The sequence below is a fragment of the Pseudomonas sp. NCCP-436 genome (assembly GCF_019656335.1).
Lineage (GTDB): Bacteria > Pseudomonadota > Gammaproteobacteria > Pseudomonadales > Pseudomonadaceae > Aquipseudomonas.
On sequence record NZ_BPLZ01000021.1, the window covers coordinates 26,262 to 48,001 of the forward strand.

The window sequence follows — 21,740 nt, forward strand, 5'->3', positions numbered from 1 at the left end:
CATGGACTCACGACTTTCTGCCGGCCTGCTCGGCACGGGAATCAGCCCGCTTGACAGCGGCGCCGTCACCGATCTGAACCGTCTCAACCAGTTCAAGGTGGGCGGCGACACCGAGCAGAACATCCGCAAGGTGGCTCAGGAATTCGAATCGCTGTTCATGAATGAAATGCTTAAGGCCATGCGCTCAGCCAACGCAGTGTTCGGCGAGGATAACTTCCTCAATAGCAGCGAGAGCAAGACTTACCAGGACATGCATGACCAGCAGTTGGCCGTGACCCTATCCAGGGAAGGCCGTGGTATTGGCCTGGCTGATGTGCTGGTGCGACAGATGTCGAAGCTCAAGCAGGGCCCCAGCCGACCCAATCCTTTTGCCCAGATCGAACAGCCAGCGGCCAGTGATGAGCCGCTGGTCGCTACTGACCCGTTACGTGATGATGCGGCGTTACTCAACCGGCGTCGCCTTGCTGTGCCGGGCAAGCTGACTGATCGCTTGCTGGCCGGTATTGTGCCGACTGCGGCAGAAACTTCGGACAAGAGTCTGGCAGGCGAGGACTGGATTGCTGCGCGGCCTCGGACTGAGCCGGCATTGTCCAGCGGCAGCACTGATACCTTTGCCGGCCGCCGCCTGGCCCAGCCGCCACTTGCTCCGGGCAAGGCTGCCTTTAGCTCACCGCAGGAATTTGTTGCCACCATGCTACCCATGGCCGAAGCGGCCGCGAGCAAGATTGGTGTGGATCCTCGCTACCTGGTCGCGCAGGCCGCGCTGGAAACCGGCTGGGGCAAGTCCATCATACGTACCGGTGATGGCGGCAGCAGTTACAACCTGTTCGGCATCAAGACACACCAGAGCTGGAATGGCGATTCGGCACGAGTGCTGACCACCGAATACCGCGATGGCAAGCCCGTGCGCGAGGTGGCGAAGTTCCGCGCATACGACTCCTATGCCCAGAGCTTCGAGGACTACGTCAGCTTTTTGCAGAGTAATGGTCGTTACCAGAAGGCCTTGAGTGCTACGGAGAACCCCGAGCGCTTCGTCCAAGAACTGCAGCAGGCGGGTTATGCAACGGATCCGAATTACGCACGCAAGATCTCGCAGATTGCCCGCAAGATGCAGACCTATCAGGCTGTGGCTGCCGCCGACGGCGCCACCGCGAGAATTTGAGGTTGAAGCATGGCTGATTTGATGAGCATAGGCCTTTCCGGGCTCGCAGCGTCCAAGACCTCGCTGACTGTCACTGGCCACAACATCACCAACGTCAACACGCCGGGGTATTCACGCCAGGATACCTCGCAGGCGGCGCGGGTACCGCAGTTCAGTGGTGCCGGTTACATTGGCACGGGAACCTCGCTGACGGACATTCGTCGCAGTTACAGCGAATTTCTTACCACTCAAGTGCGCAGCAGCACGGCGCTGAGCGCCGACGTTAAATCCTACCTCGGGCAGATCAGCCAGCTCGATTCGCTTCTGGCCGGCTCGACCACCGGCATTACGCCATCATTGCAGAAGTTCTTCGGTGCTCTGCAGACGGCGGCCGAAGACCCTGCCAATATTCCGGCGCGGCAACTGGTGTTGTCCGAAGCCGAAGGCCTGGCGCGTCGCTTCAACGGTCTGTATGCCAGCCTCAGCAGCCAGAACGAATTCACCAACAAGCAGATGCAGGTGGTTACCGAGCAGGTCAACCGTCTGGCCGGCACCGTTGGCCAGCTCAATGAGGCTATCGGCCGCGCGTCAGCAGCCGGCGGTGTGCCGAACGATCTGCTGGACGCCCGAGACGAGGCGGTTCGCCAACTTTCCGAGTACATCGGCGTTACCGTAGTGCCGCAGGACGACAACACCTTCAACCTGTTTATCGGCAGCGGCCAGCCGCTGGTGATTGGCAATTCCGTGTCGCGAGTCGAGGCGGTTCCTGGTCGCGGCGATCCGACCCGTTTCGATATTGATTTCATCAGCGGTGGCTCGCGTCAGAGCATCACCACTCAGATTACCGGTGGAGAGCTTGGCGGCCTGCTGCGCTACCGTGAGGAAGTGCTGGACGCCAGCTTCAATGCCCTGGGGCGTCTGGCCATGGTGATTGGCGAGGAGCTCAATGCCCAGCTCGGCCAGGGGCTGGATCTGAAGGGTGATGTTGGCGTCAATCTGTTCAAGGACAGCAACAGCTCGGATTTGCTTGGTCACCGCGTGCGTGCCTTCAGCGACAACATTTCCCAGGTTTCCGGCACACTGTCGATTGACAACCATCGTCTGCTGCATGCCAGTGACTACCGCCTGGAGTATGACGGCAGTACCTATCGCGCGCGGCGCCTCAGTGACAATGCGGAGATTACGGTCGATGCGAGCAACTTCCCCGAGCTACGCTTCAGCGACGCAACGGGCAATGATCAGGGCTTCAGTGTCACTCTGAGCGGCGCTCCTTTTGCCGGAGATCGCCTGTTGCTGCAGCCGACCCGTAACGGCTCACTGGACATTGCGGCGGTACTTGATCAGCCCGATCAACTGGCCCTTGCGGCGCCGCTGCGTAGCGAAGCGCACATCCAGAATCGTGGCACCGGGCAGATCGGCCAGCCCACTGTGCTCTCGGTCATCGACCCGGCTAACCCGCCTGCAGGTTATCCGGCAGGCAGTTACTTGTCCGATGCGCTGCAGCAGGCCACGGTCGAAGCGGTTGGCAGTCTGACCATGCGCTACGATGAGGCAACTGGCGAGCTGGTGTTTCAGGCGCCGCTGCCGGCCGGGGTATCGGTTACTCCGGCAGCACTGTCGGTCACTCCGGGGCAGAACAACACGCTCAGCTATGAGCTGGAAGTCAGCGTCGGCGGTGTGACCCAGAGCTTTCGTATCGAGCAGAGCTTCAGTGGGCGTCCGCAGGAGGGTGATACCTTCAGCGTCGGTCACAATGACAAGGGCGTATCCGACAACCGTAATGCTCTGGAGTTGGTCAACCTGCAGACTCGTGAGCTGGTTGGAATCCGTCAGGGCGCAGCGGGACTGTCCGGGATGAACCTGACCGACGCTTACGGCGATTTGGTCGAGCGGGTCGGCACGCTGACCGCCCAGGCACGTCTCGACGATGATGCTACCAGTGCCATCCTCAAGCAGGCCACTGACAGCCGCGATTCGCTGTCAGGTGTCAATCTGGACGAGGAAGCGGCCAATCTCATCAAGTTTCAGCAGTACTACCAGGCATCAGCACAGATCATTCAGACGGCACGCACCCTGTTCGACACACTGATCAGTTCCGTCCGCTGACGGTGGGCACTCGCTGCAGGCGTTGGTTACCAACAGGGTATGTTTCGAAAGGCGGTAATACAGAGGCTTCGATATGCGTATCTCCACTATCCAGGCGTTCAACAACGGCGTAAACGGCCTGCAGCGCAACTACTCGAACGTGATTCGTACCCAGGAGCAGATCAGCACGGGCAACCGTATTCTTACTCCGGCCGACGATCCGGTGGCCTCGGTTCGACTGCTGCAGCTGGAGCAGCAGCAGAGTGTGCTTGGTCAGTACAAGGACAACCTCACTGCGGCGCAGAACAGTCTGCAGCAGGAAGAGGTCACGCTGAACTCCATCAATACCGTGCTGCAACGCGTGCGCGACCTGCTGGTGGAGGCAGGTAACGGCTCACGCAGCATGGAGGATCGGCAATCCATCGCTGCCGAGCTGGCCGAGCGGGAAAAGGAGTTGCTCGGTCTTATGAACACTCGCAATGCCCGCGGCGAGTACATCTTCGCCGGCTATCAGGGTAAGACCCAGCCATTTTCCGTTCAGCCTGACGGCAGTTATCTGTATGCCGGCGACGATGGCCAGCGTGAGTTGCAGATCGCCAGTTCGCTGCAGATTCCCATCAGCGACAGTGGCCGGGCACTGTTCGAGAGTGGTAGCAATGCTGCGCGCCTGAGCATCAGTCCGGCCGACGGCACGCTCAGCGGTGCACTGGTCGATGACGAGGTGTCCTTCGCGCGCTTTCCGCAGGGGGGAATTCGCCTGGACTTCAACGACCCGGACGATCCCTACAGCTACGAGCTGATACCGGTGGATGAGCTGGGCAATGACGGAACTCCGATTCCCGGACGGCTCAACGAGGATGAAGACACCCTGGTGCGTTATCAGGGCGCTGCCTTCTATGTGAATGGAGTGCCTGAGAATCTTCCGGCCACTTTTACCGTTACGCCGCCGGATGATGATCCGCAGACTGCGCCGGCCAACAAGGTGGGCATCCTTGACACCATCGCCACGGTACGCAAGGTGCTGGAGCAGGCTACGGATCAGCTCGAGGGCAGTCGTCAGGTGCGCGATGCTGTCGCGCTTGGGCTGACCAACCTGGATAACGGCATGACGGTACTGGATCAGGGGCGGGGCAAGATCGGCGCACGTCTCAATGTGATCGAGACGACTCTGACTGACAACGAGGATGTCACGCTGGTCAACCAGTCCGTGCAGGCCGAACTGCGTGAGCTGGACTATGCCGAGGCGCTATCGCGGCTGTCGTTCCAGTCCATCGTGCTTGAGGCTGCGCAGCAGAGCTATGTGAAAATCGCCGGGCTGAATCTGTTCAATCACATGTAACCATACGGCAGGTTCAGCGGAAGGAAAGCGGGCCGGGAGAATCCCGGCCCGGTCGTTTTCAGAGGAAGGCGAACTTGGCGATGAAGATGATGCACAGCACGTAGAGGCTAACCGAGACCTTGTCGCGCTGACCGGTCAGCAGCTTCAGTGTGGCGTAGGTGAGGAAGCCCAGGGCGATGCCGTTGGCGATGGAGAAGGTCAGCGGCATCATCACCACGGTGACGATGGCCGGAATGGTATCGGTGTGATCCTTCCAGTCGATGTGTGCCATGCCGCTCATCATCAGCATCGCCACGTAGATCAGTGCACCGGCAGTGGCATAGGCAGGGATCATGCCGGCCAGCGGTGCGAAGAACATCGCGCAGAGGAACAGGAAGCCGACTGTGATTGCCGTCAGCCCGGTGCGGCCGCCTGCAGCGACACCTGCGGCACTTTCCACGTAGCTGGTTACCGGCGGGCAGCCGACCACGGCACCGACCACACTGGAGGTGGAGTCAGCCTTCAGTGCTCTCGACAGGTTCTGGATTTTGCCGTCCTCGTCTACCAGGTTGGCACGATGCGCCACGCCCATCAGGGTACCGGCGGTGTCGAACATGTTGACGAAGAGGAAGGCCAGAATCACGCTGACCATTGCCACGTTGAGCGCGCCAGCCACGTCCATGGCGAGGAAGGTCGGCGCCAGGCTCGGCGGCATCGATACCAGTCCACCATACTCCACCAGGCCCAGAGCCCAGCCGATGGCGGTTACGCCGAGCATGCTGAAGAGAATCGCGCCGAATACGTTGCGGTGGCTAAGTACGGCGATCAGCAGGAAGCAGATAGCGGCCAGCAGAGCCGACGGGTCGCCAAAAGAGCCCATGGTCAGCAGAGTAGCCGGACTGTCGACCACTATGCCGGCGGTCTTCAGGCCAATCAGCCCGAGGAACAGACCCACCCCGGCACCCATGGCGAAGCGCAGGCTCATGGGAATGCTGTTGAGCAGCCATTCGCGGATCTTCGACAGGCTCATGATCATGAACAGTACGCCGGAAATGAACACAGCGCCCAGCGCTATCTCCCAGCTATAGCCCATGTCACCGACTACCGTGTAGGTGAAGAAAGCGTTCAGCCCCATGCCCGGCGCCAGACCCACCGGCCAGTTGGCGTACAGTCCCATCAGAAAGCAGCCCAGTGCCGCACCGATACAGGTAGCGACGAAGGCCGCACCATGATCAATGCCGGCGGCAGCCATGATGTTGGGATTGACGAAGATGATGTAGGCCATGGTGACGAAGGTCGTCAGGCCTGCCAGTAGTTCGGTCCGAATAGTGGTGCGGTGCTCGGTCAGCTTGAAGAATCGGTCCAGTAGGCCGGTTCTTTCCACCACTTGAGTCGCCTGTTGTTCTTGTTTGACGCTTTCCACAGCGGATACTCCTCATTTCTTTTGTTGTGTACCGCCCAGAGCCCTGTGCAAGACCCACGACTCTCTGAGGCAGGCGGTGTCGTATGTAGTGCTTCCTCGCCTAGTTATTGACCGAGCGGTCAAGAAGTCACTCGATCGCGATTATCCTGTTGTATACAAAAAAATCAATAAATGTTTTCACTGTTGCATCTATGCAACGTTAGCCAATTGCTGAGTAGATAGCGGTCGGATATGTCGACAATCCGTCTTTTACAAGCATTTAATCCCTGAAAATCAATAGGATGCCGACTTCGGCGGGGTGACATGGAACTGTGCGAGAGAGGTCCGATAAGGAGGATCGCAGCCCTATATCGGTAACGGGTCTGAGATGGGCTTCCATTATGAAGAAAGAATTGAAACTTTCCGAAAGATCAGCCGGTATTTTCTGCTGGAAAAACTGTCAAGAAAGCAACGCATCACAGATGCGCTGATTGGTTGCTTTGTGTACAATTGGCCTACTTTTCCTCCGAGTTTTCCGCTCGGAGCTCGTCAGATACCGGATAGTTCACAGTAGAGTCGCATACGGCGATTCTCATTGACGCGAGCCAGCATGAACGATCAATTGCAGCCTCTGAAGAAGCAGCCGCGACTTGGCAAGAGCCGTAGCGGGACGCAGGACGATGTCGTATACGCCCACATCTTCGATGCCATCCTTGAACAGCGGCTGGCGCCTGGCACCAAGCTGAGCGAGGAAGCGCTGGGAGAGATCTTCGGCGTCAGCCGTACCATTATCCGCCGTGCCCTGTCGCGTCTGGCCCACGAGGGCGTGGTGCTGCTGCGGCCAAATCGCGGTGCCGTGGTGGCCAGCCCTAGCGTCGACGAAGCCCGGCAGATTTTTTACGCCCGTCGCCTGGTTGAGCGCGCCATTACCGAACTGGCAGTGCAATATGCCACCGCCGAGCAACTGGCCGAATTGCGCCAGATGGTACGTGACGAGCAGGACTGCTTTTCCCGCGGTGATCGTGGCGCCGGTATCCGGCTGTCTGGGGAGTTTCACATCAAGCTGGCCGAGGCTGCCCGCAATGCACCGCTGGTGAGCTTCCAGCGCAGCCTGGTGTCGCAGACCTCACTGATCATCGCCCAGTACGAAAGCGGTGGCCGTTCGCATTGTTCATACGATGAGCACAACAAGCTGATCGACGCCATCGAGGCAGGTGATGCCGAGCGTGCGGTACACCTGATGATGCACCATATGGATCACATCGACAGCAAGCTGAATCTGGACGAAGACAGCGCCTCGGATGATCTGCATGCGGTGTTTTCGCACCTGCTGCAAACCCGCAAGAAAACAGGTCGCAACGCTGCCAGTCGTTGATCCTGACGCTCGCCGCCACCGCAGCGGCGGGCTTTCCCTCGGCGGGCCGTGCGGCTAGACTGCCGCGCCATCACCATCCCTGATTGTTGCTGCCATGGCTGCTCAAGTCGAACCCTTCTGGAAACGCAAGACTCTTGACCAGCTCGATGCGGCAGAGTGGGAGTCGCTGTGCGATGGCTGTGGTCTGTGCTGCCTGCAGAAGCTAGAGGATGAGGACGACGGTAGCGTCTACTACACCAGCATCGCCTGTCGTCTGCTTGACTTGCAGAGCTGCCGCTGCAGCGACTATCCCAATCGCACTCGTCATGTGCCGGACTGCATCCAGCTCACCCCGGATCAGGCTGGGCAGTTTCACTGGTTGCCACCGACCTGTGCCTATCGTCTGATCAGCGAAGGCAAGGATCTGCCGCTTTGGCATCATCTGGTCTGCGGCGACCCGGAGGCGGTGCATGCCGAGCGTATTTCCCGGGCCGGGCGCATGCTTAGTGAAGACAGTGTGGCGGAAGAGGACTGGGAGCAGTACCTGATCTTTCGCGCTGGTTGATTCCGCGCCGGGCCCGTGGCAAATCTGTGTTCGTGCGCGGAATTGCCTGCTCGCACCGGGGTCATACCGCCATCCGACTGCCCGTCTCTGGAGAACCCATGATGCGTCTGTTCCGTCTGTCGCTGTATGCCTCCCTACTGTCTGCCAGCCTGAGTCTGCCGGCCTGGGCCGCAGTACAGAAGGTCGACCTTGATTATCTGGTGCGCTTTTTGCCGGAAACCGGCCAGGCCGAGGTACGCATCACCCTGGAGAAAGGCGAGCGAGTACGCAAACTGGATTTCAACCTGGGGGAGGAGGGGCGCTATAGCGATTTTCAGGCTGATGGTCAGTGGTCGCAGGAAACCCCGGGGCGAGGCCTGTGGCAGCCGGCCGAAGGGCGGAGCAGTCTGAGCTACCGTGTGCGCATTGAGCACGAGCGCAAGCCCGGACGCTATGACGCGCGGATGACGCCGGACTGGGCGCTGTTTCGCGGTGATGATCTGGTGCCGGCAGCGGCGCTGGATCAGGTGGACAAGACCGAGTTGGTATCGCGCTTGCAGTTCGAGCTGCCCAAGGGCTGGAAGAGCGTGGAGACCGGCTGGCCGCGTATCGGCAAGAACCGCTTCCGCATCGACAACCCGCAGCGCCGCTTCGACCGCCCGACCGGCTGGATGCTGGCTGGCAAGTTGGGTACCCGGCGCACGCGCCTGGGCGATACCGATATCACCATCGCCGCGCCAGTGGGCGAGGGCATGCGGCGTATGGACGTGATGACCCTGCTGACCTTCGTCTGGCCGCAGATGCAGCAGGTGTTCCCGCGCGATCCGAGCAAGCTGCTGATTGTCGGCGCGGGCGATCCGATGTGGCGCGGCGGCCTGTCGGCGGCCAACTCCTATTTCATGCATTCGGATCGCCCGCTGGTCAGCGAGAACGGCACCAGTTCCCTGGTGCATGAACTGGTGCATGTGTTTGGGCGTATCTATGGCCGCGATCGCAGCGACTGGATCGCCGAGGGGCTGGCCGAGTACTACGCCATTGAGCTGATGCGTCGTGCCGGCGGCATAAGCGAAGATCGCTATCAGAAGATCCGTGAGCAGCTGATCCGCTGGAGCAAGCCTGTGCGCAGTCTGCGTACCGACAACTCCAGCGGCCCGGTTACCGCCCGGGCGGTTCTGTTGCTGCAGGAGCTGGACCGGGAGATTCGGCAGAAGACCCGGGGCAAGGGCGCGCTGTCACTGGACGACGTGACCCGAGGCTTGATGCGCCTGGATCGGGTCAGCACACAGGACTTTATCGACATTACCGAGAACGTTATTGGCGGGCCATCCAAGACCCTGGATACACGTCTGCTGCGTTGAGGCAGCGGATCGCTCATCGATCCGGCTGAACGCCACAGGCGGAGGCATTGCCTGATGCTGGTAGGAGTCATTGTCTGGGAGTACCCATGCATCTGCCCCGTTCTGCCGTGCTGCTACTTGTCTGTGCCTGTAGTCCCCTGGCCGGGGCGCAGCAGGCTATCACCACGCCGCCGTCTGCCGCGCCAGGGAGCGCCACGCCGCAGCCATACGGCCAGCCACTGGGGCCTGCCTTGATCCGGCGGCAGGGTTCGACACCGCTGTTGCCGCCGTTGCCAGTGTCGGCTCAGCCGGATGAGCGTTCAGGCGTATCAGGTGATCGACCGCTGCCTCTTCTTGAGGAGCAGTTGCGGCGCAACGGTCGGGGATCGCCGACGCAGCATCGGCAGGACTGAGCGCCGAAGGCTGCTCAGTGACCAGGCGCTACGCCCAGCACGCGGAACAGGAAGGCATACTCCAGAGCCACATCGCGGATGCCCTGGTAGCGTCCGCTCATGCCGCCGTGTCCGGCTTCCAGATCGGTCTTGAGCAGTAGCAGGTTGTCATCGGTCTTGCTGGCGCGCAGTCGGGCTACCCATTTGGCGGCTTCCCAGTACTGCACGCGACTGTCGTTGTAACCGGCCACGGCCAGGATGGCCGGGTAGGCCTGGGCGCGCACGTTCTCGTAGGGCGCATAGGCGCGGATGCGTTGGTACACGTCTGGCTGATTCGGGTCGCCCCACTCGTCGTACTCGGTGATGGTCAGCGGTAGATCCGGGTTGAGCATGGTGTTGAGCACATCGACGAAGGGCACCTCGGCGATGGCAGCGGCGAACAGCTCTGGCCGCTGGTTTAGTACCGCGCCAATCAGCAGGCCGCCGGCGCTGCCGCCACTGATGGCCAGTTGTGCCGGATTGGTCAGGCCGTCGGCAATCAACTGTTCGGCGCAGGCGATAAAGTCGTCGAAGGTGTTCTGCTTGTGCTCCATTTTGCCGGCACGGTACCAGTCCTCACCCATTTCGCCACCGCCACGGACGTGGGCGATGGCGAAGATAAAGCCGCGCTCAAGCAGGCTTAGGCGGGCATGGGAGAACCAGGGGTCGAGGCTGCTGCCATAGGCTCCGTAGCCGTACAGGTACAAGGGTGCCGGTGTGCCGGCGGCGAACACCTCGCGGCGTGCCACCAGGCTGATCGGCACCTGGCTGCCGTCGCTGCTGGTGGCCCAGAGACGGCGGCTTTCGTAGGCCTCGGCGTCGAACGGGCCTTCCACCGGTGTTTGTTTGAGCACCTGCTGCTCGCCGCTTGCCAGTGTCAGCTGGCGAACCTGCGCGGGGCGGCCCAGCGCCTCGTAACGCAGGCGGATCGCTTCGCTGTGAAATTCCAGGCTGTCCTGAATGTAGAGGCTGTAGGCCGCGTCCGGCAGTCGCACGCGGTAGGTCGCGGCGCCTTGCGGCTGAACCTCCAGTACCGGCAGGCCACCTTCGCGCAGGGAGAGTACCAGGGCGTGCTGCTTCAGGGTCACGCCTTCGAGCATTACCTGTTCGTTATGGGCGCGAATCTGCTGCCAGTAGGGGCGCTGCGGAGTTTCTTCCGGCGCGCGATACAGTGCGAAGTTGATACCGCACAGGTTGCTGCGGATCAGCCAGCACCACTGTCCATCGAGCATGCCGTGATCGGCATCGTACTCGTGGCCTTCCAGGCGCTGAGCCAGGCAGGTGAAGTTGCCCTGCGGCTGATCGGCATCAAGCACCCAGACTTCGCTGGTGGTCTTGCTACCCAGTTGCAGGATCAGTTGGCGCTCGGAGCTGGAACGATAGCAGTGCAGGAAGAAGCGACCGTCGCCTTCCTCAAATACCAATTCGGCCCCTTCGCTGCCCAGGCGGTGGCGGTACAGTCTATGGGGACGGTGGGTGTCGTCCAGTTCGCCGAAAAACAGTGTCTGGCTGTCGTTGGCCCAGGTCATGCTGCCGTCGCAGCGTTCGAAGGGCAGTTCGCTGACCAGGCCGCTGTCCAGCTCCTTGACGTACAGGCGGTAGGTCTCGTCGCCGCTGTTGTCGAGGCTGTAGGCCAGGCGCCGCTGATCCGGGCTGATGTTGAAGGCGCCGATGGCCAGATAGCCGTTGCCGGCCAGTGCATTGGGGTCGAGCAGCAGAGTTTCGCTGGCACTGTCGATCTCCAGCGTGTCGTCGGCCGGTCGACGGCAGCGATAGTGACGCGGGTACTCGTCGCCGGCAGTGGTGCGTTGGTAGTAGAGGTAGTCGCCCCAGGGGGTAGGCAGCGACAGGTCGGTCTCGCGGAGGCGCCCCCGGATTTCCTCGAAAAGCGCCTCGCGCAACGCTTTCTGTGGTTCCAGCACGGCCTCCAGGTAGGCATTCTCCGCCTGCAGATAAGCCAGTACTTCATCGGTGTCGCGATTTTCCAGCCAGCGATATGGATCGGTGCCGGCTTCCTGGCGGGCGAGGGGGGCAGCGGTCATGGTGCAACTCCAGTGTGGGCGCAGCGACGCCCGGACACTACCGACCGATGGTAAAGACATTGCTTGCAGGCCTTGAGCCTGCAGCGTGCCCCGCCGTCTTTGCGGAAGTGCCCGGCAGGGGCGCCGAGCCGGATAAAAGCCGCTATCATAAGCATCCTTTTGCCAGACCTGCCATGTCGCACCTGCTGATGATGAACGAAAACGATTATGTGCTTGCCTGGGCCGCCTATGGAGTGGCCGCGTTGGGTTGTCTGCTGGTGTGGATGCGTATGACCCGCTGGATGTGGCGCTACCTGCGCGAACCGCTGCGGGTACTGATGGCGGTGTTGCTGCTGAGTCCAACCATTGTTGATCCTGCGCGCGAGTTGTTTGCGCCGGCCATTGCCGTTACTGCCATGGATCTTTTGCTCAAGGTTGGTAATAACGCCTGGCGGGCGGTGGCGGATCTGGCTCTCTATGGGTTGATTGCTTTGGGTGTCTATCTGGTATTCGTGGCCGTGCGCTGGCCCATTGAGCGTTGGTGGCGTGGACGCAGGGCTGTGAAGCCAGCCGTGCCGGAGGATCCTCGTACTCTGCGCGAGCGCCTGGCAGACGATGATATGCCCGGCTGACGCCTGGAACCACGCCTCTGACCCCTTGCGGCCCGGGGCTTGCCGGGTCAGCATGCTGCCATCACCCTAAAGAAGGCCCGTGACCAGCATGGCATGCAGCCTGGCTGAAACACCGTACCCGCTTGTTCCAGGCAAGGAGACCTGACCCGATGTGCGAATTGCTCGGCATGAGCGCCAATGTTCCTACCGATATCGTTTTCAGCTTTACCGGGCTGATGCAGCGTGGCGGACGTACCGGCCCGCATCGAGACGGATGGGGCATCGGCTTCTACGAAGGGCGGGGGCTACGCGTGTTTCAGGATCCGCGGGCAAGCAGCGAGTCTGAGGTGGCGCAACTGGTGCAGCGCTATCCGATCAAGAGCGAGGTAGTGATCGGCCACATCCGTCAGGCCAACGTCGGCAAGGTTTGTCTGGCCAACACTCATCCCTTTGTGCGCGAACTGTGGGGGCGCAACTGGTGCTTTGCCCACAATGGCCAGTTGGCAGGACTCGAAGGCGCTACCAGCTTCTACCGGCCAGTCGGCGATACCGACAGCGAGGCGGCCTTCTGCGATCTGCTCAACCGCGTGCGCCGAGCCTTCCCCGAGCCTGTATCTGTGGAGATGCTGTTGCCTGTGCTGGTAGCGGCCTGTTCCAGCTACCGCCAACTGGGCGTATTCAATTGCCTGCTTAGTGACGGAGACTGGCTGTTCAGTTTCTGTAGCAGCAAGCTGGCGCATATCACCCGGCGTGCGCCATTCGGTCCGGCGCAGCTCAAGGACGCCGATCTGAAGGTGGATTTTCAGGCGGAAACCACACCTGATGACGTGGTCACGGTGATCGCTACCGAGCCTCTGACCGAGAACGAGCAGTGGTCGCTGTACCAGCCAGGAGAATGGCGGCTTTGGCGGCGTGGCGAGTGCCTCGCCCATGGGCGGGCCTGAGATGTTGCGCAGTTATCTGCGACTTGTGCTGTTCGCCTGCGGCCTGTTGATTGGAGTGCAGGTCCCCGCTTTTATCGACGACTACGCCAAGCGGGTGGAGGCCCATCGTATCGAATCGCAGCAGAGTCTGGAGGGCTTTGCCGAAACCGCCGGACGCTTCTTCGATGGTGATCTGCAGGCACTGGTGGCGCACTACTGGGCCAGCGTTGATCCGGTAATGCGCAGCGACGCCCAGAGCATCGAATACCTGGTGCAGCGCGCGGCCCTGCTCGAGCGCGAATGGCTGGCAATGCAGGGTGCCTGGTACCGTCAAGTCTGGCACCTGGTCAGTGCTGCTGACCGGCAGTTGCTGGATGAAACCCTGCGAGCCTTCCGCTATCAGGTACTGCTGACACCGCAGGCGATTCTCTGGGGTCTGTGTGGAGCGCTGCTGCTGGCCTGGTTGCTGGAGTCGCTATTGCTGCTCGCCGGCGAGCTGTTGGGCGCTGGGCGTACCCGACGTGTCCGGCAGCGGCACTGGAACTGAGTCTGCACGGACAAACGCCGCGATGATCACGGCGGTTTCGTTTCCGCTTGTGGTTACTTGGACAGATAGCGCATGCCTTCCTCCAACCCCTGCAGGGTCAGCGGATACATGCGATCTTCTATCAGCTCGCGCACCAGTCCGGTGGAGGCCGTGTAGTCCCAGGTCTGTCGCGGATAAGGGTTGATCCAGATGAGTTTCTTGAACTTCTCGGTAAAGCGCCTCATCCAGACGTAGCCGGCTTCCTCGTTCCAGTGCTCGACGCTGCCGCCGGGCTGGGTTATCTCGTAAGGCGCCATGGCGGCATCACCGACGAATACCACCTTGTAGTCGGCGCCGTACTTGTGCAGCAGGTCGAGGGTGGAGGTGCGCTCGCTGGTGCGACGCAGATTGTTTTTCCATACGCTTTCGTAAATGAAGTTGTGGAAGTAGAAGTACTCCAGGTGCTTGAACTCGGTTTTGCAGGCGGAAAACAGTTCCTCACAAACCTTGACGTGGGCATCCATCGAGCCGCCTATGTCCAGCAGCAGAAGCAGCTTCACCGTGTTGCGTCGTTCCGGACGCATCTGGATGTTGAGCAGGCCGCCATCCCTCGCGGTATGGTCGATGGTGCCGTCCAGATCCAGTTCCTCGGCCGCGCCCTCGCGGGCGAACTTGCGCAAGCGGCGCAGGGCGATCTTGATGTTGCGGGTGCCCAGTTCTACCTGATCGTCGAGATTCTTGTATTCACGCTGATCCCAGACCTTAACCGCCCGGCCCTGGCGTTTGCCGGCATCGCCGATGCGAATGCCCTCGGGGTTGTAGCCGCCGGAGCCGAACGGGCTGGTACCGCCGGTGCCGATCCACTTGTTGCCGCCTGAGTGTTTCTCCTTCTGCTCCTCGAGGCGCTTCTTGAATTCCTCGATCAGTTTGTCCAGGCCGCCGAGGCTCTGAATTTGTGCGCGCTCTACCTCAGTCAGGTGGCGTTCGAACTCCTTGCGCAGCCATTCTTCGGGAATCAGCGCCTCAAGATGTTCGTTGAGGTTCTCCAGGCCCTTGAAGTAGGCGCCGAAAGCACGGTCGAACTTGTCGAAGTGGCGTTCGTCCTTTACCAGAATCGCACGGGCGAGGTAGTAGAACTCGTCCATGTCGGCGAACACGACGTTGTGCTTGAGCGCGTTGATCAGGTCGAGCAGCTCGCGCACCGATACCGGCACCTTGGCTGCGCGCATTTCGTTGAACAAATTGAGTAGCATGCTATGCCCTCATAGAAGTCTGTGACTGCCTGTAGCCACTGTCCGAACCAGAGGAAGGGAATGCGAGCTAGAGTCAGGCAAGGCGAGAGCACTGCGAGCCTGCTCTCAACGCAGCCTGGTCGCCGCGCCTGATTTTCAGCGCGAGGCGCGGCGGGCCATGAAGGCCAGGCGCTCGAGCAGCTGCACATCCTGCTCGTTCTTCACCAGAGCACCGGCCAGTGGCGGGATAGCCTTGGTCGGGTCACGCTCGCGCAGTACGGCCTCGCCGATGTTGTCGGCCATCAGCAGCTTGAGCCAGTCGACCAGTTCGCTGGTGGAAGGCTTTTTCTTCAGCCCTGGTACCTTGCGCACGTCGAAGAATACGTCGAGTGCCTCGGAGACCAGTTCAGCGCTGATGTTGGGGTAGTGCACGTCGACGATTTTCTTCAGCGTCTCGCGATCCGGGAAGGCGATGTAGTGGAAGAAACAGCGGCGCAGGAAGGCGTCCGGCAATTCCTTCTCGTTGTTCGAGGTGATGATGATGATCGGACGCTGCTTGGCCTTGATGGTCTCGTTGGTTTCGTAGACGTAGAACTCCATCTTGTCGAGTTCCTGCAGCAGGTCGTTGGGGAATTCGATGTCGGCCTTGTCGATCTCGTCGATCAGCAGGATCACGCGCTCGTCGGATTCGAACGCCTCCCACAGCTTGCCCTTCTTGATGTAGTTGCGAACGTCGTGAACCTTTTCCGAGTTCAGTTGCGAGTCGCGCAGGCGGCTGACCGCGTCATACTCGTATAGCCCCTGATGTGCCTTGGTGGTGGATTTGATGTGCCAGGTGATCAACTTGGCGCCGAAGGCGTCGGCCAGCTGCTCGGCCAGCATGGTCTTGCCGGTGCCCGGTTCACCCTTGACCAGCAGCGGGCGCTGCAGGGTGATGGCGGCGTTGACCGCGAGCTTGAGGTCGTCAGTGGCGACGTAGGACTGGGTGCCTTCGAACTTCATTGGAAAATCCTCGGAACGGTAACGCGCGGGGCCGGCCCGCAGCAGAAATTCAGAGCGCGACTATAGCGCGCCGTGCTGGCGACTGTGAACGCAGGCGTGCCATTCAGTCACTGAATGGTCGGTCACCCGTTTCAGCGCCTGCATGACTAAGCCTGGCGTCGTTCTATCGACCTTCTCCGGCGTAGTGTCTGATGGCCGGTTTGCTGCCAGGCGTGGCTGTTCGGCTGGACTGCTGCCGCTCTCGGGCTTAGGCTGATGTCTTTTCCCGCTGCCGATCCGCTTTAAGGAAAGAACCATGAGCCGTATCTTCGCTGACAACTCCCAGGCCATTGGCAATACGCCGCTGGTAATGATCAACCGTCTGGGACCCAAAGGCGTGACCATCCTGGCCAAGATTGAGGGGCGCAACCCGGCCTATTCGGTCAAGTGCCGTATCGGTGCCAACATGATCTGGGATGCCGAGGAGCGTGGTGTTCTTAAGCCGGGCATGACGATTATCGAGCCTACTTCTGGCAACACCGGAATTGGCCTTGCCTTCGTCGCTGCTGCTCGTGGCTACAAGCTGGTGCTGACCATGCCGGCCTCCATGAGCCTGGAGCGGCGCAAAGTGCTCAAGGCGCTTGGTGCCGAACTGGTGCTGACCGAACCGGCCAAGGGGATGAAAGGAGCCATTGAGAAGGCCAGTGAACTGGCCGCGGCCAATCCCGACTATTACCTGCCGCAGCAATTCGACAACCCGGCCAATCCGGCGATTCACGAGAAGACCACCGGCCCGGAGATCTGGCGTGATACTGAAGGGGCCATCGACGTGCTGGTTGCCGGTGTCGGTACTGGCGGCACCATTACTGGTGTGTCGCGTTTCATCAAGCAGACCCAGGGCAAACCTATTCTTTCCGTGGCGGTGGAACCAGTGGGTTCACCGGTGATCAGTCAGACTCTGGCCGGCGAAGAGGTCAAGCCGGCACCGCACAAGATCCAAGGTATCGGCGCTGGTTTTGTGCCGAAGAATCTGGATCTGTCGCTGATTGATCGGGTCGAGCAGGTCGGCGACGACGAAGCCCGGGCCATGGCCCTGCGGCTGATGCGCGAAGAGGGGATCCTCTGCGGTATTTCCTGTGGTGCGGCGATGGCGGCTGCAGTACGCCTGGCCGAGAAGCCGGAAATGCAGGGCAAGACCATCGTGGTGATCCTGCCGGACTCCGGCGAGCGTTACCTGAGCACCATGCTGTTCGACGGCCTGTTCACCGAGCAGGAATTGCAGCAGTAAACAGCAGTACCATGGCGCCCGCAGCTCTCAGGTTGCGGGTGCTGTCAGCCTGGCCCTATTCCATCAGCCACGATGTAGCGCCTCGGCGGCGGCCAGTACCTTGTCGACGTGGCCTGCTACCTTCACATTGCGCCATTCGGCGCGCAGCACGCCGTCCTTATCGATGAGGAAGGTGCTGCGCACGATCCCCATGTATTCCTTGCCGTAGTTTTTCTTCAACTGATAGACGCCGAACAGATCGCACAGCTCGTGCGAGTCGTCGCTGATCAGCTCGAAGGGAAAGTCCTGCTTGCACTTGAAGTTCTCGTGCTTCTTCAGACTGTCCATCGATACGCCGAAGATCAGGGTATTGGCGGCCTGAAACTGCGCGAAGCGGGCACGGAAGTCCAGACCTTCGGTAGTACAGCCGGGGGTGGAGTCTTTGGGATAGAAGTACAGTACTACCTGCTGCCCTCTGAGTTCGGACAGCTTCACCAGTTGGCCGCTGGTGGCCTGGGCCTGGAAGTCAGCAACGGGATGGTCGAGAGTTACGGCCATGGAGGCTCCTTGAACAGTGCAGACCGGCGAAGCCTGCCAGCGTGCCGGCAAGCCTTGCTGTAACGGCTTTTAGGGAGTTTGTGGGCGCCAGGGTTCGATCAGCGCATCCAGGTTGAGCGCATCGGCGAAGTCCAGAAATTGGTCGCGCAGCCAACTGATCTGGGTGCCCGGCGGAAGCGTTACGGTCAGTGTGGCGTTGAGCATGGTGCCGCCGGTTTGCGGTGCCTGGTAGGTATCACAGGTCAGGTTCTCTAGTTCGACCCTGTGATCAATGAAGAACTGACACAGCTCGTTGAGGATGTCCGGGCGATACACCGCGCTGACATAGGCGACGTACGGGAGCGCCTGCGGTCGGGCATCGGCCACGGCACTGCGAATCAGATGCACGGAAAAGTCATGGCGCTTGGCCAGTAGCGGCAGGCTGGACTCAAGACGCGCCAGCGCGTCCCAGCTACCGGATACTTGCAGCACCAGTGCGCTGAACTCGCCGTGGCGGCTCAGCCGGGTGCTGACCACAGCACAGCGATTCTCGTGGCTGGCACGGCTGAGCAGGTTGGTCAGAGCCATGGCATCACGGCCAAGAGCGCTGATGACGAGAAACTGTTCGCGAACGGGAGGGGTGGACATGCAGCTTTCCTAACAGCAATGAGCGGTCTGCGTCCGGAATCTAACGGACCAAATGCGAGAGGGTAGCGAAAAGCGCCGTCAAGTGGAATGGCGGGTGCCGGAGAGCTGTTGTTTCTGCTTCGTTCGGGGCCTTCAGTTGCTTGTGCCGGACAGGTGGCCCCAGTACCATTACGGCTCAATTTTTCCGGCAGGAGTGGTTGCATGATTGCGGGCAGTATGGTGGCACTGGTTACGCCCATGGACGCGCAGGGTGGTCTGGATTGGGAAGCCCTGAGCAGACTGGTGGATTTCCACCTGCAAGAGGGCACCAACGCCATTGTCGCGGTCGGCACTACGGGTGAGTCCGCCACGCTGGACGTTGAGGAACATATCGAAGTCATCCGGCGTGTGGTGGATCAGGTGGCCGGGCGTATTCCGGTGATCGCCGGTACTGGCGGCAACTCCACTCGTGAGTCGGTGGAGCTGACCCGGGCGGCGAAGGAGGTCGGTGCCGACGCCTGTCTGCTGGTGACCCCGTACTACAACAAGCCGACCCAGGAAGGCTTGTACCAGCATTTCCGTCATATCGCCGAAGCGGTGGCCATTCCTCAAATTCTCTACAACGTGCCAGGGCGCACCGTCTGCGACATGCTTCCGGAAACCGTCGAGCGCCTGTCGAAGATCGACAACATCCTTGGCATCAAGGAAGCCACCGGCGATCTGCAGCGTGCCAAGGATGTGCTGGATCGTGTCGGCAAAGACTTCCTCGTTTACTCCGGCGACGACGCCACGGCTGTCGAGCTGATGCTGCTGGGTGGCAAGGGAAACATCTCGGTAACAGCCAACGTCGCTCCGCGCGCCATGAGCGAGCTGTGTGCCGCTGCGGTACGCGGTGAGGCCGCCATTGCCCGGGCCATCAACGATCGTCTGATGCCGCTGCATAAGGCGCTGTTCCTCGAATCCAACCCGATTCCGGTGAAGTGGGCGCTGCACGAGATGGGTCTGATGGGCGACGGCATCCGCCTGCCGCTGACCTGGCTCAGCCCGCGCTGTCACGAACCGCTGCGCCAGGCCATGCGCCAGTGCGGTGTACTGGCTTAACCCTAAGGATTGTACGCATGAAGCGACTGGCCGGATTCTCCGCCCTTGCTCTGATCGTCTCCAGCACCAGCGGTTGCGGCTGGCTCTGGGGCTCGGATGGCTATTTCCGTGATCGCGGCAGTGATTACCTCGAAGCGCGCGAAACCGCGCCGATGCACTTGCCTGCCGACGTGCAGGCCAAGCGCCTGGATCCGCTGCTGCCGATTCCGGCGCAGATTCCCAGCCTTGGCGAAGTGCACGGCAAGTTCGAGGCGCCGCGTCCGCTGGCCATGCAGGTGCGTGCCGACGAACGCGAGTTCAGCCTGCAGCGCAGTGGTGACTCGAGCTGGATCGTGGCGCAACGTGTTCCGGCGGAAGTCTGGCCTCTGGCCCGTCAGTTCTTCGAAGCCAATGGTTTTCGCATTGACGGCGAGCGCCCGCAAGTCGGTGAGTTCACCACCGCCTGGCAGCGCTACGACGAGCTTTCCTCACGCATGGCACGCAGTTTGAGCAGCCGGATATCCGGAGTCGCCGCCGATAGTGAAACCCGGGTGCGCGTGCGCATTGAGCCGGGCGTGCAGCGCAATACCAGCGAAATCTTTATCAGCAGTGCCGAGCGCCCAGCTGGCAGCGTGAGTGAGGTCGGATTCGCTGCGCGTGGAGGTAATGCCGGCCTGGAAGCAGCGCTGCTCGATGAAATGCTGGTCAGTATGGCCCGGGAGCAGGGCGGCTCGGTTTCCCTGCTCGCTGCCCGCGACTTCGACGCTCCCAGCCGCGTCAGCCTGAGCGAGGATGGCAGTGGTAACCCGGTACTCAACCTGGGGGCCGACTTTGATCGTGCCTGGTCCGGCGTCGGTCGTTCGCTGGAGCTGGCCGATGTTCGGGTTGATGACCTCAACCGTAGCCTCGGTCTCTACTACATCAACTTGGCCGAAGGGGCTCGCAGCAATGAGCAGAAGCCGGGCTTCTTCAGCCGGCTATTCGGCAGCGAGCCGAGCAAGGAAGAGCGTGAAGCCCGTGCCGAGCGCTACCAGATTCGTCTGACCCCAGTGGGCGATGGCGTCCAGGTTACCGTTGAAAAGGATCTCAACACCGTCGCCCCGGACGACGTTGCCCGCCGTGTACTGGGCCTGATCCAGGACAACCTCGGCTGATCGGCGCAACGCGTGCCTGAGCCGTCACTCGATGGGCGAAACTCTAAAGGGTTTCGCCTGTTTTGTTTGCCAGAAACGGAAATGCCGACATGAGCACACCCACCACCCTGAGCTTCAAGAAAATCTACTCGGGCAAGGTTCGCGACCTCTACGAAATCGACGACAAGCGCATGCTGATGGTGGCCAGCGATCGCCTGTCGGCATTTGACGTGATTCTTGAACAGCCGATTCCGGACAAGGGCAAGATCCTCACCGCCATCTCCAACTTCTGGTTCGACAAGCTGGCGCACATCGTGCCCAACCATTTCACCGGTGACCGTGTGGAGGACGTCGTGCCTGCTGCCGAACTGCCGTTGGTGGAAGGTCGGGCTGTCGTTGCCAAGCGCCTCAAGCCGGTAGCCGTCGAAGCCATCGTACGTGGCTATATTGTTGGTTCCGGCTGGAAGGAATACCAGAAGAGCGGCACTGTGTGCGGCATCGCCTTGCCGGCTGGCCTGAAGGAAGCGGCCAAGCTGCCACAGCCGATCTTCACGCCGTCGACCAAGGCTGCCGTTGGCGACCATGACGAGAACATCAGCTTCGAGCAGTGCGAAGCCATCATTGGCGCCGAACTGGCCGCCAAAGTTCGTGACACGGCGATCAAGCTGTACACCACGGCTGTGGAATACGCCGCTACCCGCGGCATCATCATCGCCGACACCAAGTTCGAATTCGGCCTGGACGAAGACGGCACCCTGACCCTGATGGACGAAGTGCTAACTCCTGACTCCAGCCGCTTCTGGCCGGCCGACAGCTATGTTGAAGGCACCAACCCGCCGAGTTTCGACAAACAGTTCGTGCGTGACTGGCTGGAGTCCACCGGCTGGAACAAACAACCCCCGGCCCCGGCCGTACCGGCCGATGTAGCGCAGAAGACCGCCGACAAGTATCGCGAAGCGCTGACACGTCTGACCGAATAAGTGTAGGCACCTGCAAAACAACAACGCCGCGCTCCCTGAGGGGAGCGCGGCGTTTTATGTCCTGGGACGGGAGAGTTTCCCCCCGGCGATTTTCAAGGTAGTTGTCGCGTGAGCGTATCACGCTGCCTTTGATGTTTGCTGCAGTACCGCTTCCCGCTCCGGGTTCAGGCACACGATTGGTGCCAGCACCCAGTTCCTGATGTTGCCGCT

Annotated in this window: 20 protein-coding genes; 14 read left to right on the forward strand and 6 right to left on the reverse strand. The window is 60.9% G+C overall.

Annotated elements, in window-relative coordinates:
- Window position 1: 1 nt before the first annotated feature.
- From flgJ to flgL, 3 genes are all read left to right on the forward strand, one after another.
- Window positions 2–1,162: a flagellar assembly peptidoglycan hydrolase FlgJ gene (gene flgJ, locus NCCP436_RS16555; RefSeq protein ID WP_220805067.1), complete on the forward strand. Its 1,161-nt coding sequence runs from the start codon at window positions 2–4 to the stop codon at window positions 1,160–1,162.
- 9 nt (window positions 1,163–1,171) lie between these two features.
- Window positions 1,172–3,247, forward strand: a complete 2,076-nt coding sequence (gene flgK, locus NCCP436_RS16560) for a flagellar hook-associated protein FlgK (RefSeq protein ID WP_220805068.1) — start codon at window positions 1,172–1,174, stop codon at window positions 3,245–3,247.
- Between the two features lie 73 nt (window positions 3,248–3,320).
- A complete protein-coding gene (gene flgL / locus NCCP436_RS16565; protein ID WP_220805069.1) occupies window positions 3,321–4,565 on the forward strand; it encodes a flagellar hook-associated protein FlgL in 1,245 nt (414 codons plus the stop codon).
- A gap of 58 nt (window positions 4,566–4,623) precedes the next feature.
- Here flgL and NCCP436_RS16570 read toward each other — a convergent pair whose 3' ends face one another.
- Window positions 4,624–5,967, reverse strand: a complete 1,344-nt coding sequence (locus NCCP436_RS16570; protein WP_220805070.1) for an NCS2 family permease — start codon at window positions 5,965–5,967, stop codon at window positions 4,624–4,626.
- Between the two features lie 589 nt (window positions 5,968–6,556).
- Here NCCP436_RS16570 and NCCP436_RS16575 point away from each other — a divergent pair.
- The 4 genes from NCCP436_RS16575 to NCCP436_RS16590 all read left to right on the forward strand — a co-directional run bounded on the left by NCCP436_RS16575 (window position 6,557) and on the right by NCCP436_RS16590 (window position 9,594).
- Entirely contained in the window at window positions 6,557–7,321 is a 765-nt protein-coding gene (locus NCCP436_RS16575) for a GntR family transcriptional regulator (RefSeq protein WP_220805071.1), read from the forward strand.
- 94 nt (window positions 7,322–7,415) lie between these two features.
- A complete protein-coding gene (locus tag NCCP436_RS16580) occupies window positions 7,416–7,865 on the forward strand; it encodes a YcgN family cysteine cluster protein (protein ID WP_220805072.1) in 450 nt (149 codons plus the stop codon).
- A gap of 101 nt (window positions 7,866–7,966) precedes the next feature.
- Window positions 7,967–9,202, forward strand: coding sequence for a hypothetical protein (locus NCCP436_RS16585; protein WP_220805088.1), 1,236 nt, complete (start codon window positions 7,967–7,969; stop codon window positions 9,200–9,202).
- An 86-nt stretch (window positions 9,203–9,288) separates the two neighbouring features.
- Window positions 9,289–9,594, forward strand: a complete 306-nt coding sequence (locus tag NCCP436_RS16590; protein ID WP_220805073.1) for a hypothetical protein — start codon at window positions 9,289–9,291, stop codon at window positions 9,592–9,594.
- A 14-nt stretch (window positions 9,595–9,608) separates the two neighbouring features.
- On the opposite strand, the gene NCCP436_RS16595 is transcribed toward NCCP436_RS16590, so the two are convergent.
- Window positions 9,609–11,654 (reverse strand): S9 family peptidase, encoded by a 2,046-nt coding sequence (locus NCCP436_RS16595; RefSeq protein ID WP_220805074.1) that lies wholly within the window; start codon window positions 11,652–11,654, stop codon window positions 9,609–9,611.
- 188 nt (window positions 11,655–11,842) lie between these two features.
- Between NCCP436_RS16595 and NCCP436_RS16600 the strand changes: the two genes are divergently transcribed.
- The 3 genes from NCCP436_RS16600 to NCCP436_RS16610 all read left to right on the forward strand — a co-directional run bounded on the left by NCCP436_RS16600 (window position 11,843) and on the right by NCCP436_RS16610 (window position 13,714).
- Complete coding sequence (locus tag NCCP436_RS16600; protein WP_220805089.1) at window positions 11,843–12,265, forward strand: MFS transporter; 423 nt, start codon at window positions 11,843–11,845, stop codon at window positions 12,263–12,265.
- Window positions 12,266–12,414: 149 nt separating this feature from the next.
- Window positions 12,415–13,188: a class II glutamine amidotransferase gene (locus tag NCCP436_RS16605; RefSeq protein WP_220805075.1), complete on the forward strand. Its 774-nt coding sequence runs from the start codon at window positions 12,415–12,417 to the stop codon at window positions 13,186–13,188.
- A 1-nt stretch (window position 13,189) separates the two neighbouring features.
- Window positions 13,190–13,714, forward strand: coding sequence for a DUF2937 family protein (locus NCCP436_RS16610; RefSeq protein WP_220805076.1), 525 nt, complete (start codon window positions 13,190–13,192; stop codon window positions 13,712–13,714).
- Window positions 13,715–13,767: 53 nt separating this feature from the next.
- On the opposite strand, the gene NCCP436_RS16615 is transcribed toward NCCP436_RS16610, so the two are convergent.
- Both NCCP436_RS16615 and NCCP436_RS16620 read right to left on the reverse strand, forming a co-directional pair.
- Window positions 13,768–14,946, reverse strand: a complete 1,179-nt coding sequence (locus NCCP436_RS16615) for a VWA domain-containing protein (RefSeq protein WP_220805077.1) — start codon at window positions 14,944–14,946, stop codon at window positions 13,768–13,770.
- A gap of 135 nt (window positions 14,947–15,081) precedes the next feature.
- Window positions 15,082–15,927 (reverse strand): MoxR family ATPase, encoded by an 846-nt coding sequence (locus NCCP436_RS16620; protein ID WP_220805078.1) that lies wholly within the window; start codon window positions 15,925–15,927, stop codon window positions 15,082–15,084.
- A 295-nt stretch (window positions 15,928–16,222) separates the two neighbouring features.
- Between NCCP436_RS16620 and cysK the strand changes: the two genes are divergently transcribed.
- Window positions 16,223–17,194, forward strand: a complete 972-nt coding sequence (gene cysK / locus NCCP436_RS16625; RefSeq protein ID WP_220805079.1) for a cysteine synthase A — start codon at window positions 16,223–16,225, stop codon at window positions 17,192–17,194.
- 63 nt (window positions 17,195–17,257) lie between these two features.
- Here cysK and NCCP436_RS16630 read toward each other — a convergent pair whose 3' ends face one another.
- Window positions 17,258–17,731 (reverse strand): peroxiredoxin, encoded by a 474-nt coding sequence (locus NCCP436_RS16630; protein ID WP_220805080.1) that lies wholly within the window; start codon window positions 17,729–17,731, stop codon window positions 17,258–17,260.
- Window positions 17,732–17,800: 69 nt separating this feature from the next.
- Window positions 17,801–18,358, reverse strand: coding sequence for a glycine cleavage system protein R (locus tag NCCP436_RS16635; RefSeq protein ID WP_220805081.1), 558 nt, complete (start codon window positions 18,356–18,358; stop codon window positions 17,801–17,803).
- Between the two features lie 201 nt (window positions 18,359–18,559).
- Here NCCP436_RS16635 and dapA point away from each other — a divergent pair, with 201 nt between their 5' ends.
- The 3 genes from dapA to NCCP436_RS16650 all read left to right on the forward strand — a co-directional run bounded on the left by dapA (window position 18,560) and on the right by NCCP436_RS16650 (window position 21,530).
- Window positions 18,560–19,438: a 4-hydroxy-tetrahydrodipicolinate synthase gene (dapA, locus tag NCCP436_RS16640; RefSeq protein WP_220805082.1), complete on the forward strand. Its 879-nt coding sequence runs from the start codon at window positions 18,560–18,562 to the stop codon at window positions 19,436–19,438.
- Window positions 19,439–19,455: 17 nt separating this feature from the next.
- Window positions 19,456–20,571 carry an outer membrane protein assembly factor BamC gene (gene bamC, locus NCCP436_RS16645; protein ID WP_220805083.1) on the forward strand — a complete coding sequence of 372 codons (1,116 nt, stop codon included), beginning with the start codon at window positions 19,456–19,458 and terminating at the stop codon, window positions 20,569–20,571.
- Between the two features lie 89 nt (window positions 20,572–20,660).
- Entirely contained in the window at window positions 20,661–21,530 is an 870-nt protein-coding gene (locus tag NCCP436_RS16650) for a phosphoribosylaminoimidazolesuccinocarboxamide synthase (RefSeq protein ID WP_220805084.1), read from the forward strand.
- Window positions 21,531–21,740 lie beyond the last annotated feature (210 nt).